A 15839-nucleotide genomic window follows, 5' to 3' on the forward strand; every position below is an offset into this window, starting at 1 on the left:
GGGGTGCGGCGGGGGCAGGGGCCGAAGCCGCGGCAGCCGAAGCAGCAGCAGCCGCCGCCCGCGCGGAAGCCGCCTCGGCCTGCGCCGCGGCAAGACGTCGCGCCTCCTCGGCCCGCAGCAACGCCTCCTCGGCCTTGCGCTGCTTCTCGATCCGCCGCGCCTCCGCCTCGGCCCGAAGCCGCGCCTCTTCCTCCACCTCCCGGCGGCGCCGCGCCTCCTCGGCCGCGCGCACCTTCTCCTCGGCCAGCAGCCGAGCCTGCTCCTCCTCGGCCCTGCGCCGCGCCTCCTCGGCGCGCTGCCTGGCCTCCTCCGCCTGCCGTTCGGCCTCCAGGCGCTGCGCCTCCTCCAGCTCGCGGCGCTTGCGCTCCTCCTCCTCGGCCTGGAGCTTGGCGAGCTGCTCCTGGCGCTCGCGCTCGATCCGCTCCTCCTCGGCCTTCCGCGCGGCCTCTTCCTCGGCCTTGCGGCGCGCCTCTTCCTCGGCGGCCTTGCGGGCCTCCTCCTGTGCCTTCACCTCGGCCTCGGAGAGCGGAAGCACGAGGTCGAGCCGGTGCCGGATCACGGTGGTGACCGCCTCCGGCTCCTGCGCGGCGTCGACCACCAGGTAGCGCCCCGGGTCGGCCGCGGCGAGCGTCAGGAAACCGGACCGCACGCGCGCGTGGAACTCGGCGGGCTCCGACTCGAGCCGGTCGGGCGCCTCCGTGAACCGCTCGCGGGCCGCCTCGGGGGACACGTCGAGCAGGCACGTCAGATGCGGTACGAGTCCGCCCGTCGCCCACCGGTTGATCCGGGCGACCTCGGTCGGCGACAGATCGCGGCCCGCGCCCTGGTAGGCGACGGACGAGTCGATGTACCGGTCGGAGATGACCACGGCGCCGCGCTCGAGGGCGGGCCGTACGACGGTGTCGACGTGCTCGGCGCGGTCGGCCGCGTACAGCAGCGCCTCGGCCCGGTGCGAGAGACCGGCCGACGACACGTCCAGGAGGATCGACCGCAGCCGCTTACCCACCGGGGTGGCCCCCGGCTCGCGCGTCACCACGACCTCGTGGCCCTTGGCCCGGATCCACTCGGCGAGCGCCTCGGCCTGCGTCGACTTGCCCGCGCCGTCGCCGCCCTCCAGGGCGATGAAGAAGCCCGTGGCGGCGGGCGCCTGCAGCGGGTCGTCGCCGCCGCGCAGCGCGTCGCGCAGGTCGTGCCGCAGCGGTACGCCCTGCCGGTCGTCGACCTTGGCGAGCACCAGCGCGGCCACCGGCAGGAGCAGCGCGCCCACCAGCATCAGCGTGAAGGCGGCGCCTCCGTGGTCGAAGACGAACTTGCCGTTGACGAAGCGGTGCGGGCCGATCGCGGCGGCGACCACGGGTGCCACCAGGGCGCCGAGCGCGACGAAGAGACGTACGACCGCCTGGAGGTGCTCGGTCGTGCGGGCCCGCCGGTAGTCCTCGACCTCCTGGTCGAGCAGCGCGTGCCCGGTGTGCGCGGCGATGCCCGCGGCCACTCCGGAGAGCGCGAGGAGCAGCAGCACGGTCGTCACGTCGGGCACGAGGCCCGCGGCGAGCAGCGCGATGCCGGTGACGGCGATGGCGAGCGCGAGCAGCCTGCGGCGCGACAGCGAGGGCAGCACGAACGGCGACGTACGGACGCCGACGGCGGTGCCGCCGGTCAGCGCGAGGACGATCAGGCCGTACGTGACGGGCCCGCCGTCCAGGTCCTTGGCGTGCAGCACGGCGACCGCCACGGAGGCCGCGATGGCCCCGGCGATCGCGGCGCAGGCGGCGACGAGCAGCGGGATCGCGCCGGTGCGGCCCTTGTCGGTGCCGGCGCCGGTGCGCGGCCTGCGCAGCCCTTCGAGGGGGCTACGCGCGCGTGGCGTCTGCGTGGCGGGAAGTTCGAGGAAGTAGACGATCGACAGCGAGGCCGCGAAGAGCCCGGCGGCGACGAACGAGGCGAGCCCCGCCTGGTGCACCTCGAACCACTCGAGACCGGTACCCATCAGGTTGCCGACCAGCGTGACGGCGACGAGCGCGGCGGCCGCGATGGGCAGCGCCACGAATCCCGTACGCAGCGACAGGCGCCGCAGCGCGTCCATGTGGTCCGGCAGCGGCCGTACCGTCGCGCCCTCCAAGGGCGGCGCGGGCAGCAGCGCGGGCGCCGCGCTCTCCCGGCACACCGTCCAGAAGCGCTCGGCGACGCCGATCACGAAGGCGGTGACGAGCAGCACCGCGAGCGCGTTCTCCGAAGTCCAGTCGATCCACAGCGGCGCGACGATCAGCAGCGCGGCCCGCAGACCGTCCGCCACGACCATCGTCCAGCGCCGGTCCAGCGGTCCGTCGGGTGAGGTGAGCGAGCTGAGCGGCCCGAGAAGCACCGCTCCGAAGAGCAGCGTCGCGAGAACGCGTGCCCCGAAGACAGCGGTTACGGCGAACGCGACCCCTCGGTAGCCACCCCCGAAGGCCGCCTCGGAGATCGCCGCCTGCAGGGCGAGGACCACCAGGACCAGGAGTGCGAGTGCGTCGCCGACACCGCCGACGAGCTGTGCGCTCCACAGCCGCTTCAGCTGCGGTACGCGCAGCAAGGCGCGGACGGCACGCTCTCGGGAATCTGCGACCAGGGCGTCGTCGGGGGCCGGGTTCCCGGCCGTTGGCTGCTCGGCACGCGTCATCCGTCCAGCCTATCCGCACCGTGTGACACCCCGAAGGGGCGCCCGAACAAACAGGCGCCCCTTCAGTTCACAGATTCACAGCGCCGTACGACGCGACCTCTACTCGGTGTCGGACGCCGCGGTCTTCTTCGCGGCGACCTTCTTCGTAGTGGTCTTCTTCGCAGCCGTCGTCTTCTTGGCAGCCGTTGTCTTCTTGGCGGCCGTCTTCTTTGCGGCCGTCTTCTTGGCCGGAGCCTTCTTCGCCGCCTTCTTGGCGGTCTTCTTGGCCGGCCCCTTCGCCCGCTTCTCCGCGAGGAGCTCGTAGCCCCGCTCCGGAGTGATGTCCTCGACCGAGTCCGCGGCCCGCAGGGTCGCGTTCGTCTCGCCATCAGTGACGTACGCCCCGAAGCGACCGTCCTTGACGACGACCGGCTTCCCGCTGACCGGGTCCTCGCCGAGCTCCTTCAGCGGCGGCTTGGCCGCGGCCCGCCCGCGCTGCTTGGGCTGGGCGTAGATCGCGAGCGCCTCTTCCAACGTGATGTTGAAGAGCTGCTCCTCGGTCTCCAGGGAGCGCGAGTCCGTGCCCTTCTTCAGGTACGGCCCGTAGCGCCCGTTCTGCGCGGTGATCTCGACGCCCTCGGCGTCGACACCCACCACACGCGGCAGGGACATCAGCTTCAGCGCGTCCTCGAGCGTCACCGTGTCGAGCGACATGGACTTGAAGAGCGAGGCCGTCCGCGGCTTGACCGCGTTCTTGCCGGTCTTCGGAGTGCCCTCGGGGAGCACCTCGGTGACGTAGGGGCCGTAACGGCCGTCCTTGGCGACGATCTCGTGGCCCGACGTGGGGTCGGTGCCCAGCGCGAAGTCACCGCTCGGCTTGGCGAGCAGCTCCTCGGCGTACTCGATCGTCAGCTCGTCCGGCGGCAGGTCGTCGGGCACGTCGGCGCGCTGGTGGCCCTCCGCGTCCTTCTCACCGCGCTCGATGTACGGGCCGTAGCGGCCGACCCGCAGCACGATGCCCTCGCCGACGGGGAAGGAGGAGATCTCCCGGGCGTCGATCGCGCCCAGGTCGGTCACCAGTTCCTTGAGCCCGCCGAGGTGGTCGCCGTCGCCGTTGCCCGCGCTGGAGGCGGCCCCCGCGTCGTCGCCCTCACCGAAGTAGAAACGCTTCAGCCACGGCACGGCCTGCGCCTCGCCCCGCGCGATGCGGTCGAGGTCGTCCTCCATGCGCGCCGTGAAGTCGTAGTCGACGAGCCGTCCGAAGTGCTTCTCGAGCAGATTGACGACCGCGAAGCTCAGGAAGGAGGGCACGAGGGCCGTCCCCTTCTTGAAGACGTAGCCGCGGTCGAGGATGGTCCCGATGATCGACGCGTACGTCGACGGGCGACCGATCTCGCGCTCTTCCAGCTCCTTGACCAGCGACGCCTCGGTGTAGCGGGCCGGGGGCTTGGTGGCGTGGCCGTCGACCGAGATCTCCTCGGCGGAGAGTGCGTCGCCCTCGCTGACCTGGGGCAGCCTGCGCTCGCGGTCGTCCAGCTCGGCGTTCGGGTCGTCCGCGCCCTCGACATACGCCTTGAGGAAGCCGTGGAAGGTGATGGTCTTGCCGGACGCGCTGAACTCGGCGTCGCGGCCGTCGGCGGCGGTGCCGCCGATCTTCACCGTGACGGAGTTTCCGACCGCGTCCTTCATCTGGGAGGCGACGGTCCGCTTCCAGATCAGCTCGTAGAGCCGGAACTGGTCGCCGGTCAGGCCGGTCTCGGCGGGCGTGCGGAAACGATCACCCGAGGGGCGGATCGCCTCGTGCGCCTCCTGCGCGTTCTTGACCTTCCCGGCGTACGTGCGCGGCTTGTCCGGCAGGTAGTCGGCGCCGTACAGCTGCGTGACCTGGGCGCGAGCGGCGCCGATCGCGGTGTCGGACAGCGTCGTGGAGTCCGTACGCATGTAGGTGATGAAGCCGTTCTCGTACAGCTTCTGGGCCACCTGCATGGTCGCCTTCGCGCCGAAGCCGAGCTTGCGCGAGGCCTCCTGCTGCATCGTCGTCGTACGGAACGGCGCGTACGGAGAGCGGCGGTACGGCTTGGACTCGACGGAGCGGACCGAGAACCGGGTGTTCTCCAGGGCCGCGGCGAGCGCGCGGGCGTTCGTCTCGTCCAGCTGCAGCGTGTCGGACTTGAGCTGTCCGACCGAGTTGAAGTCGCGGCCCTGCGCGATGCGCTTGCCGTCGACCGTGGTGAGACGGGCGACCAGCTGCGAGGGGTCGGAAGCGTCACCGGTGCGGCCCGTGCCGAACGTACCCGTCAGGTCCCAGTACTCGGCGGAGCGGAAGGCGATGCGCTCGCGCTCACGCTCGACGACGAGGCGGGTCGCCACGGACTGGACACGGCCGGCCGACAGGCGCGGCATGACCTTCTTCCACAGGACCGGCGAGACCTCGTAGCCGTAGAGACGGTCGAGGATGCGGCGGGTCTCCTGGGCGTCGACCATGCGCTTGTTGAGGTCGCGGGGGGAGGCGACGGCCTCCTGGATCGCGGCCTTGGTGATCTCGTGGAACACCATGCGCTTGACCGGGACCTTGGGCTTCAGGACCTCGAGGAGGTGCCACGCGATGGCTTCGCCCTCGCGGTCCTCATCGGTGGCGAGGAAGAGTTCGTCGGAGTCCTTCAGCAGGTCCTTGAGCTTCTTGACCTGCGCCTTCTTGTCGGCGTTGACGACATAGATCGGCTGGAAGTCGTGCTCGACGTCCACGCCGAGGCGGCGCACCTCGCCGGTGTACTTCTCGGGGACCTCCGCGGCGCCGTTGGGGAGGTCGCGGATGTGCCCGACGCTCGCCTCGACTACGTAGCCGGGGCCGAGGTAACCCTTGATCGTCTTCGCCTTGGCAGGCGACTCGACGATGACGAGTCGGCGGCCGCCCTTTGCGGTCTCGCTGGTCGGGGACAACTTCGCTCTTCTCTCCGGTCGGTGCTCGGTGGCCGTGCCAGTACTCGGTGGCCGTACTGGCTGGCCTCGCTCGGTGCGCTTGAGTTGCGCCGTCGCTGCGGAGTGTGACGGTACATCCCGCCCCCGTGTCAAACGGGAAAAGCCCGCAACGGCCACTCGAACGGTAACCCGACTACCGCCATTCCTGCCGCCCGGAGTGGCGACCTGCCCTTTGACCACCGGCGGCGGGCCTACGGCCCGGCCCCGCCGCACATCCGCCGGCTTCGTCCGCGCGGCTACCGCCACCTACCGTCACAGCCGGGTGAGGCATCACACTCACAGCCGGGTGAAGCACCACACTCCGAGCACCAGTGCGCCCGCTCCGGCGAGCGCGGCGAGCGTCGCCGATGCGACAGGGTTCACACCGTGGGCGACGGGTGCGCGGTGTGCCACGCGTGCCCCGGTCCAGAGCAGCAGCCCGGCTCCGAACAGCGCGAACACCGTGCCCGCGAAGATCGCTGGCCCACTCTCCATGGCATTTCCTCCCCGTACCGACTTCCCGGCTTGGGAAACTGGCACGCCCGGGAAGCCGGGGCGCGAACCCCGGGTTAACGGCGGGCGCCCGGCGCGCGTCACCGCCGGCGCACACCGCCCCGTACACGCCTTCGGGACCCGACGGCAGACCCGACAGCAGACCCGACGGCGCCCAACTCGACCGGAACTCGTCGCCACGGAGCCTGTTCGCGCCGTACGCACCTTCTTGTGGACCACTGTGCGGCGGGCACCCTCCGACACCCGCACCGACCCGACGCGGTCCCTCTTTTCCGGCGCTCTTCGGCGTGCGAACCGACCCGATGGCCCAGTGCGGGCGCGGTCGCGTACGGGACCTGCCGTACCGGCATCGCCCGCGGGCGGCTACGCGGCTGGACGCCTGGCGTGCGTGCTACGCCCCGGCCGGCTCCAGGAAGCCCTGCTCCACCAGCAGCCGGATCTGCGCGGGCGTGCGGTCCCGCAGCAATACGGGGTCCTCCCCGACCAGTTGGGCGATCGCGTCGAGGATCCGCCCGGCGCTCAGCGAGCCGTCGCACACCCCGGCGAAGCCCGCCCCCACCGTGTCCACCTTGGTGGCACGCCGCATCCCGCGGTGCTGGCGCAGCACGACGTGCTCCGGGTCCTCGGCGCCCGGAAGCCCGACCTGCTCCTGCACGACCTCGTCGGCGAGCTTGAAGTGCCCGGCGAGCAGCGCTGCGTCGTCGTGCGCCCGCAGGAAGTCCTGCCGCGCGAAGTGCGCCCGCACCGTCTCACCGAGCGGCTGCTCGACAGGGTGCGGCCACTCCTCCACCGTCACCGACGGCTCGGCGGCGCCCGATCCGGCAGCAGCCTTGCGCAGGGTGATCCAGCCGAACCCGACCGCCCGCGTCTTGCGGGCGTCGAACTCGTCGAGCCACGCGTCGTACCGCGCCGCGTACTCCTCCGGATCCGTCCGGTGATCCCCCGCGTCCCGCAGCCACAGCTCGGCGTACTGCGTGATGTCCTGCACCTCGCGCTGCACGATCCACGCGTCGCACCCGCGCGGCACCCAGGAGCGGAGCCGCTCGGTCCACTCCTCGCCGTCCACGTGCTGCCAGTTGGCCAGGAAGTGCGCGTACCCCCCTTCGTTCAGTCTTTCCCCTGCTTGCTGAACGAGCGACCGGCACAGATCGTCCCCGCTCATCCCGCCGTCGCGGTAGGTGAGCCGCGCCCCCGGCGAGATCACGAACGGCGGATTGGACACGATGAGGTCGTACGTCTCCTCGCCCACCGGCTCGAAGAGCGAGCCCTCGAGCACGGTGGCCACGGAGGCTCCGGACAGCGCGAGGGTGAGCCGGGTGATGTGCAGCGCCCGGGGGTTGAGGTCCGTCGCGGTCACCCGCGTCGCGTGCTGCGCGGCGTGCAGCGCCTGGATCCCGGAGCCGGTGCCGAGGTCGAGCGCGCTCTCCACCGGCGTACGCACCGTGAGCCCCGCGAGCGTGGTGGACGCCCCGCCGACGCCGAGCACGACGCCCTCGTCATGGCTGCCGATGCCGCCGGCACCGCCGACCGCGCACCCGAGGTCCGAGACGATGAACCAGTCCTCGCCGTCAGGACCGCCGTAGGGCCGCACGTCCACGGTCGCCGCGAGTCCACCGTCCGCCTCGGCGAGCCAACCGCTCTCCAGGAGAGCGTCGACCGGCAAAACCGCCTCCACGCGCGCGTGCGGCACGGTCCGCTGCAACAGGAAGAGCCGTACGAGCGTCTCCAGCGCCCCGTCGCCCCGCGTGGCCCGCAGCGCGGGCACGGTCTCGCTGCGCGCGAGCGCGGCATAGGCGGGCGCCCCCAACAGCTCGAGCAGCCCATCAGCGGTGAAGTCGACCGCCAACAGGGCTTCCCGCAACTGGGCGGCAACATCGAGACGGTCGGACGAGGGCAGGGGGGCGCTAGCAATACTCACCCCCTCATTGTGACCCGCATCAGCCCGTCCCCGCTGTGCGCAGTCGGCGGCCCAGGCTGTGGGCAGGCGTTCCGTACGGGAATCCCACCCTGGCCGCCCCCGCTGTGGGCAGGCGTTCCGCACAGCGGAACGGGTGGGCACAGCCCACAGTTGCCGGGTGCCGCCAAACGCGACGCTGCCCCGACGCCGGGGGTAGTCCCCCAGCTCCGGGGCAGCACAGCAAGAGGGGGCAACCCTAGGACGCGGCAGGCGAAGCGGACGCGCTCTTGCAGCTCTCCTGCTTGCTCATCGCCTTCCCCACCTCACCCTCCTGCAGCTTCTCCAACGCCTCGTTCCCGCTCTTGCTCAACTTGTCCAACTCACCCGCGACACTCTTGAGCCCGTCCGCGAAGTCCGCCTGGTTCTTGGTGTCGAGCTCGTCGACCTTCTTCTTCAGGTCGCCGTACGACTTGGAGATCGCGTTCAGTTCCTTGACCGCGTCATCAGTCTTTTTCTGGCCGCCGTCTACCGGCGGGGCACCCGCGTCCTTCACCGCGGTGCCCATCGCCTTGTAGGCGTCGGACATGTCCTGGAACGCCTTGGAGTCGGTCTTCTGGACGTCCTCCGGCGAGCTGTTGTCCGAGGTCTCCTTCTGGATCGCGGCATTGGCGTCAGCGATCTTCTTCGACTGGGGCTGCACCGAGTCGCAGACGTCCTTGGCCCAGGCGTCCAGCTGCTCGTTCCCGTCGTCGCTGCAGCCCGACAGCGCCAGTACCAGTACCGCACCGCCGGACAGTGCGGCAGCAAGCTTCTTGTTCACCGGATTGGTCCCTTCCATGGCTCTCGGCCCCGGAACTTACACGCCAACTGGGCTACAACCGCATGCCAGAGGTCCGTTACGCCCGCTATTAAAGCCATTTGCACCACACCAGCAAGGCGAGAGAAGGCTCACCACACAACACACACAACGGGCGGACGCCGCGTCAAAACGCGCCGTCCGCCCGCGTGTTGGGCAGAGTCTGACCCGGTGTTACGAAACCACGGCGGGGTCGACCGAATTGGCCACCCGCTCCTCGCCTCCGTCCTCCTCGTCGCCCACGGCGATGCCGCGGCGCTTGGAGATGTACACCGCGCCGATGATGACCAGGATGGCGAGCACCGCGATCAGTGCCCGCAACCCGGCGCTGGCGTCGTCCCCGTAACTGAACTGGACGACCGCGGGCGCGATGAGCAGCGCCACCAGGTTCATCACCTTCAGCAAGGGGTTGATCGCCGGGCCCGCGGTGTCCTTGAACGGGTCACCCACGGTGTCACCGATCACCGTCGCGGCATGGGCCTCACTGCCCTTGCCGCCGTGGTGACCGTCCTCGACGAGCTTCTTCGCGTTGTCCCACGCGCCACCGGAGTTGGCGAGGAAGACAGCCATCAGGGTGCCCGTGCCGATCGCGCCGGCCAGGAACGAGCCGAGCGCGCCGACGCCGAGCGAGAAGCCGACCGCGATCGGCGTGAGCACGGCGAGCAGACCCGGCGTGGCCAGCTCGCGCAGCGCGTCCTTGGTGCAGATGTCGACGACGCGCCCGTACTCCGGTTCCTCGCTGTAGTCCATGATCCCGGGGTGCTCGCGGAACTGCCGCCGCACCTCGTAGACCACCGCTCCGGCCGACCGCGACACCGCGTTGATCGCAAGCCCCGAGAAGAGGAAGACGACCGCGGCGCCGAGGATCAGGCCGACCAGGTTGTTGGGCTGCGAGATGTCCATCACCAGGTTCATCGGAGCGCCGTCGCCGAGTTTCTCGCCGACGTCCTTGGCCGATTCCGCGATGGCGTCGCGGTACGACCCGAAGAGCGCCGCGGCCGCGAGAACGGCCGTGGCGATGGCGATGCCCTTGGTGATGGCCTTCGTTGTGTTGCCGACGGCGTCCAGGTCGGTGAGCACCTGCGCGCCCGCGCCCTCGACGTCACCGGACATCTCGGCGATGCCCTGCGCGTTGTCGGAGACGGGCCCGAAGGTGTCCATGGCGACGATGACGCCGACGGTGGTCAGCAGCCCCGTACCGGCGAGCGCCACCGCGAAGAGGGCGAGCATGATCGACGTACCGCCGAGCAGGAACGCCCCGTACACACCGAGCCCGATCAACAGCGCGGTGTAGACGGCCGATTCGAGCCCGAGCGAGATGCCGGCCAGGACGACGGTGGCAGGACCGGTGAGCGAGGTCTTGCCGATGTCCTTCACCGGACGCCGGGTGGTTTCCGTGAAGTAGCCGGTGAGCTGCTGGATCAGCGCGGCCAGGACGATGCCGATCGCGACGGCGACGACCGCGAGGATCCGCGGATCACCGTCGTGTCCCTTGATCGCCGCGTCCGTGACTCCGTCCAGATCCGCGTACGAGGACGGGAGATAGACGAAGACCGCCACCGCGACGAGCACCAGCGAGATGATCGCGGAGATGAAGAATCCGCGGTTGATGGCGGTCATGCCGCTCCGGTCGGAGCGCCGTGGCGCCACGGCGAAGATCCCGATCATCGCGGTCACGACACCGATCGCCGGGACGATCAGCGGGAACGCGAGTCCGGAGTCACCGAACGCGACCTTCCCGAGGATCAGCGCGGCGACCAGGGTCACGGCGTACGACTCGAAGAGGTCGGCGGCCATGCCCGCACAGTCGCCGACGTTGTCGCCCACGTTGTCGGCGATGGTCGCGGCATTCCTCGGGTCGTCCTCCGGAATGCCCTGCTCGACCTTGCCGACCAGGTCGGCGCCGACGTCGGCGGCCTTGGTGAAGATGCCGCCGCCGACACGCATGAACATCGCGATCAGCGCCGCCCCGAGGCCGAAGCCTTCGAGGACCTTCGGCGCGTCGGCGGCGTAGACGAGCACCACACAGGAGGCGCCCAGAAGACCGAGCCCCACCGTGAACATGCCGACTACGCCGCCCGTGCGGAAAGCGATCTTCATGGCCTTGTGCGATACGGCGGTGAGATCCTTTTCGGGTTCACCTTCCGCTGGGGTGGCCTCTCGGGCGGCGGCCGCCACACGAACATTGCTGCGTACGGCGAGCCACATGCCGATATAGCCGGTGGTCGCCGAGAACGCCGCACCGATCAAGAAGAAGATCGATCGGCCGGCGCGCTGATTCCAGTCGTCCGCGGGCAGCAGCATGAGCAGGAAGAACACGACGACGGCGAATACGCCGAGCGTGCGCAACTGCCGGCCCAGATAGGCATTGGCGCCCTCCTGGATCGCCTTCGCGATCTTCTTCATGCTGTCGGTGCCCTCGTCGGCCGCGAGCACCTGGCGTACGAGTACCCAGGCGACCACGAGAGCCGCGATCGCGACGGCCGCGATGACCATCACGATGAGGCGGTTGTCGTCGGTCAGTACTGCGGCTGCGAGGGTGGATGGGTGGTCAAACTCATGAGGGGTAGAAAGCCCCGCCATTCGTCCTCCTTGACGCTTGGGCTGAGCTCAAGATGTGGACGGATTGTAGGGAGCGGAACCTGATCAAAACAGAGCGCCACAAACGGAATTGGCGCAAGATTGCTTCCCAGCAAATGATCGCGACCGAGGATTGCCCCCGAAAGCGGTAATGCCCCAAAACCGTTGACGGGGGTCGCTTGATCGGTACGCCATTCAGCGCAAAGCCCGCGGCAAATGACCGCGGCAATCGCCCGGAGAAATGATCAAAGTATTGATCGGGCGGAGACCGGGGCGCAGATCAGCTCGGCGATCAGTGCGGCGATCAGTGCGGCGATCAGGAAGATTCCCAAAAAAGAAAGGTCCTGCTCGCCGTGTCGGCAGCAAGACCTTGGGGCGCTACGGCGCCCCGCAGCGCGGCGTCGGCCGCGCGCGGTGTCAGCGCAGTGTCGCCGGAGTCGTGGGCCAGGTCATCCGGATGAGTCCGCCGGATTCGCCCGCGGTGACCTCCACGTCGTCCACGAGCCCGCTGATGACGGCGAGACCCATCTCGTCCTCGCCCTCGGCCTCGAGCTCGTCGGATTCGCCGCCCGAGCCGGGCACCCGGTCACCGGGTGCCGAACGGGGGGCTTCGTCGCCGACCTCGATGGAGAACTGCTTCTCGTCCTCGATCAGCGCGACCCGCACCGGCGCCGAGACGCCGTTGCTCTGATGGAGGCCGACGGCACGCGTGCAGGCCTCGCCGACGGCGAGCCTGACCTCGTCGAGGACCGCCTCGTCCACCCCGGCCCTGCGCGCGACCGCCGCCGCCACGAGGCGGGCGGTCCTGACGTGCTCGGGCAGCGCGCTGAAGCGGAGTTCAACGGTGGCCATGCATCCCCCTCGGAGGTACGCGCGTGCGGTCAGAGGGCCGGGCCGAGGGCCCGGTCCCCTGCTTGTACTGCCACCCCGGGGCCGACCGTCGGCCGGCCCGGGACATCCGACACTCAGTCGGTGGCCGCAACCGCTTCCTCGACCGAGGTGTGAATGGGGAACACCTTGGTCAGGCCGGTGATGCGGAAGATCTTCAGAATGCGCTCCTGGTTGCAGACCAGGCGCAGCGAGCCCTCATGGGCACGCACCCGCTTCAGGCCGCCGACCAGCACGCCGAGCCCGGTGGAGTCGAGGAAGTCCACGCCCTCCATGTCGACGACCAGATGGAAACTGCCGTCGTTCACCAGCTCGACCAGCTGCTCGCGCAGCTTGGGCGCGGTATACACATCGATTTCGCCACCGACCTCGACGACCGTACGATCGCCGACGGTACGGGTCGACAGGGACAGGTCCACGGATCCTCCAGCACCTTGCTATCGAGCGGTCATCCCTCGGGACACCTCGGCAGAGCCCCCAGGACGGATCGCCAGCCGCGATGGCATTCAATCACTTACCGGCAGGCGTGCACGACGCCTTGGGACCATTGTCCATCCCGCCAGTGACAGACTCGGTGCCGATGGCCAACTTTTCCCCTCCCGGAGAACCCTCCACGGGCGCCCCGGAACGCACGTCTCCACGGACGGTCCTGGACCGGCTCACCGCGGGACCGAGCCGTGCTTCGCGCGTCACTCATACGGAGCACTTGCCCCCGCGCGAGCCCCGCTATGCCGTCTGGCCCGATCGCATCCGTCCCGAGGTCATCTCCGCGGTACAGGCCGCGGGCATCGAGCACCCCTGGGCCCACCAGGCACAAGCCGCCGAGCACGCCCTGGACGGCGAGTCGGTCATCGTCGCCACCGGCACCGCGTCGGGAAAGTCACTGGCCTATCTCGCCCCCGTCCTCTCGGCGCTGCTCGACGGCTCCGAGGCCCCCAACGGCCGCGGCTCGACCGCCCTGTACCTGGCCCCGACCAAGGCCCTGGCCGCCGACCAGCGCCGCGCCGTCCGCGAGCTCGCGTCGCCCCTCGGCAACGCGATCCGCCCCGCGGTCTACGACGGCGACACCCCCGTCGAAGAACGCGAATGGGTACGTCAGTACGCCAACTACGTCCTGACCAACCCCGACATGCTGCACCGCGGGATACTCCCGTCCCACCCCCGCTGGTCCGCCTTCCTCCGCGCCCTGCGCTATGTCGTGATCGACGAGTGCCACACCTACCGCGGCGTCTTCGGCTCGCACGTCGCCCAGGTCCTGCGCCGCCTCCGCCGGCTCTGTGCCCGCTACGGATCCGATCCCGTCTTCCTCCTCGCCTCCGCCACCTCGGCCGAGCCCGCCGTCGCCGCCGAGCGCCTCACGGGACTGCCCGTGAAGGAGGTCGCCGACGACGCCTCGCCCCGCGGCGATCTCGTCTTCGCCCTCTGGGAACCCCCGCTCACCGAGCTCCACGGCGAGAAGGGCGCCCCCGTCCGCCGCACCGCCACCGCCGAGACCGCCGACCTGCTGACCGACCTCACCGTCCAGGGCGTCCGCTCGGTCGCCTTCGTACGCTCCCGTCGCGGCGCCGAACTGATCTCCGTCATCGCCCAGGAGCGCCTCGCCGAGGTCGACCGCTCGCTCGCCCGCCGCGTCGCCGCCTACCGGGGCGGCTATCTCCCCGAGGAGCGCCGGGCCCTGGAGCGCGCCCTGCACTCCGGCGAGCTCCTCGGCCTCGCGGCCACCACCGCCCTCGAACTCGGCGTGGACGTATCGGGGTTGGACGCCGTCGTCATCGCCGGCTATCCGGGGACGCGCGCCTCGCTCTGGCAGCAGGCGGGCCGCGCGGGGCGCTCCGGGCAGGGCGCGCTCGCCGTCCTCGTCGCCCGCGACGACCCGCTGGACACGTATCTCGTCCACCACCCCGAGGCGCTGTTCCAGCAGCCCGTGGAGTCCACGGTCCTCGACCCCGACAATCCGTACGTCCTTGCGCCCCACCTCTGCGCGGCGGCCGCGGAACTGCCGCTCACCGACGACGACTTGGCCCTCTTCGGCCCGGCCGCCGCGGAGCTCCTCCCGCAATTGGAGGCCGCGAAGCTGCTGCGCCGCCGCACCAAGGCCTGGCACTGGACCCGCCGGGAGCGGGCCGCCGACCTCACCGACATCCGCGGCGGGGGCGGCAGCCCCGTCCAGATCGTCGAGGAGGGCACCGGCCGACTCCTCGGCACCGTCGACGCCTCCGCCGCGCACACCGCCGTGCACGAGGGCGCGGTCCACCTCCATCAAGGGCGTACGTATCTCGTGCGCCACCTCGATCTGGAGGACTCGGTGGCCCTGGTCGAGCAGGCCGAACCGCCCTACTCCACGACCGCCCGCGACACCACCGCCATCTCCATCCTGGAGACGGACACCGAGATCCCCTGGGGCCCGGGAAGGCTCTGCTACGGCTCCGTCGAGGTCACCAACCAGGTCGTCTCCTTCCTGCGCCGCAAGCTGATCACCGGCGAAGTCCTCGGCGAGACCAAGCTGGACCTGCCGCCCCGCACCCTGCGCACCAAGGCCGTGTGGTGGACGGTCACCGAGGACCAGCTGGACGCCGCCCGGATCAATCCGGAGATCCTCGGCGGCGCCCTGCACGCCGCCGAGCACGCCTCCATCGGCATGCTGCCGCTCTTCGCGACGTGCGACCGCTGGGACATCGGCGGTGTCTCCGTGCCGCTGCACCCGGACACGCTCCTGCCGACCGTCTTCGTGTACGACGGCCATCCCGGCGGCGCGGGCTTCGCCGAGCGGGCCTTCCACACGGCCCGCGAATGGCTGACGGCCACTCGGCAGGCCATCGCCTCCTGCGAGTGCGACGCCGGCTGCCCGTCCTGCATCCAGTCCCCCAAATGCGGCAACGGCAACGACCCCCTCCACAAGCGCGGCGCGGTCCGCCTCCTCTCGGTCCTCCTCAGGGACGCGCCGACTGCCTGACAGCTGGGTCGCGCGCGGCGGCGCGAGGTTCGCGCCCGGATCGGGCTCGGGCGCGTCGGCTGTGGGTGACTCCAGATCGGGTGCCTCCGGGGCCACCCCCAGGGCAGGCGCCTCCGGCGCCGGTGCGACCGGACCCGCGGGCCCCGCCCGCGATCTCACCTCCGTCACGAACGGCCCGAAGTCCGCCGCCGCGGTGACGTCCGAGATCTCGCCGTGCACCGCGCACCGCACGATGCGCGTCTCCTGCGCCTCGGCCACCCGCTCGGCCCGCGCGCACGCCCCGGAGCGCCCCTCCATCCAGTGGTCCGCAGCCGCCAGCGCCGCCAAGTCGGCCGCGCCGCCCGCCCGATGACGGGCGACGATCACCTGCCCCATCGCCAGCACCGCGCCACAGATCACACACAACACGGCCATCACGACGACGACCCAGACGGTGGCGGCGCCGCGATCCGACGAAGCGGTGGCGAGGCCACGATCCGACGAAGCGGTGGCGGTGGCGCTGGCGGTGACAGACGGCCGCCGGGAATCGCCCGTGCCGACCTCGCCGCCCCTCACGTCC

9 protein-coding genes and 1 pseudogene are annotated in these 15839 nt (G+C 70.7%); 1 reads left to right on the forward strand and 9 read right to left on the reverse strand.

Features of this window, described 5'->3' with window-relative positions:
• From tmk to bldG, 8 genes are all read right to left on the reverse strand, one after another.
• Window positions 1-2656: dTMP kinase (gene tmk / locus E2651_RS30290; protein ID WP_135334441.1), on the reverse strand; the 2656-nt coding region annotated here is incomplete at its 3' end.
• Window positions 2657-2755: 99 nt separating this feature from the next.
• Entirely contained in the window at window positions 2756-5575 is a 2820-nt protein-coding gene (topA, locus tag E2651_RS30295) for a type I DNA topoisomerase (protein ID WP_135334442.1), read from the reverse strand.
• Between the two features lie 315 nt (window positions 5576-5890).
• Window positions 5891-6088, reverse strand: coding sequence for a hypothetical protein (locus E2651_RS30300; protein WP_135334443.1), 198 nt, complete (start codon window positions 6086-6088; stop codon window positions 5891-5893).
• Between the two features lie 409 nt (window positions 6089-6497).
• Window positions 6498-8024, reverse strand: coding sequence for a class I SAM-dependent methyltransferase (locus E2651_RS30305; RefSeq protein ID WP_135334444.1), 1527 nt, complete (start codon window positions 8022-8024; stop codon window positions 6498-6500).
• A 235-nt stretch (window positions 8025-8259) separates the two neighbouring features.
• On the reverse strand, window positions 8260-8841 hold the full coding sequence (locus E2651_RS30310; protein ID WP_209446286.1) for a small secreted protein: 582 nt from the start codon (window positions 8839-8841) through the stop codon (window positions 8260-8262).
• 192 nt (window positions 8842-9033) lie between these two features.
• The gene (locus E2651_RS30315; protein ID WP_135334446.1) at window positions 9034-11442 is read right to left on the reverse strand and encodes a sodium-translocating pyrophosphatase; all 2409 of its coding nucleotides are present in this window, start codon (window positions 11440-11442) and stop codon (window positions 9034-9036) included.
• Between the two features lie 414 nt (window positions 11443-11856).
• Window positions 11857-12291, reverse strand: coding sequence for an ATP-binding protein (locus E2651_RS30320; protein ID WP_135334447.1), 435 nt, complete (start codon window positions 12289-12291; stop codon window positions 11857-11859).
• Between the two features lie 113 nt (window positions 12292-12404).
• Window positions 12405-12746 carry an anti-sigma factor antagonist BldG gene (gene bldG, locus E2651_RS30325; protein WP_003975386.1) on the reverse strand — a complete coding sequence of 114 codons (342 nt, stop codon included), beginning with the start codon at window positions 12744-12746 and terminating at the stop codon, window positions 12405-12407.
• 80 nt (window positions 12747-12826) lie between these two features.
• On the opposite strand from bldG, the gene E2651_RS30330 reads away from it, so the two are divergent.
• Complete coding sequence (locus E2651_RS30330) at window positions 12827-15280, forward strand: DEAD/DEAH box helicase (protein WP_135334448.1); 2454 nt, start codon at window positions 12827-12829, stop codon at window positions 15278-15280.
• Window positions 15281-15478: 198 nt separating this feature from the next.
• Here the strand turns inward: E2651_RS30330 and E2651_RS30335 are convergent.
• Window positions 15479-15694: pseudogene (locus E2651_RS30335) on the reverse strand (Rv3654c family TadE-like protein); the annotation flags it as partial.
• Between the last annotated feature and the right edge of the window lie 145 nt (window positions 15695-15839).

Origin of the sequence: Streptomyces sp. MZ04 (genome assembly GCF_004684775.1) — a bacterium.
In the GTDB taxonomy this organism is placed as follows: Bacteria; Actinomycetota; Actinomycetes; order Streptomycetales; family Streptomycetaceae; genus Streptomyces.

Excerpts from the sequence above, each read along its gene's own strand:
- E2651_RS30300 (WP_135334443.1), bottom strand. The coding sequence starts at position 6,088 with ATGGAGAGTGGGCCAGCGATCTTCGCGGGCACGGTGTTCGCGCTGTTC.
- E2651_RS30310 (WP_209446286.1), bottom strand. The coding sequence starts at position 8,841 with ATGGAAGGGACCAATCCGGTGAACAAGAAGCTTGCTGCCGCACTGTCC.
- E2651_RS30315 (WP_135334446.1), bottom strand. The coding sequence starts at position 11,442 with ATGGCGGGGCTTTCTACCCCTCATGAGTTTGACCACCCATCCACCCTC.
- E2651_RS30320 (WP_135334447.1), bottom strand. The coding sequence starts at position 12,291 with ATGGCCACCGTTGAACTCCGCTTCAGCGCGCTGCCCGAGCACGTCAGG.
- E2651_RS30330 (WP_135334448.1), top strand. The coding sequence starts at position 12,827 with ATGGCATTCAATCACTTACCGGCAGGCGTGCACGACGCCTTGGGACCA.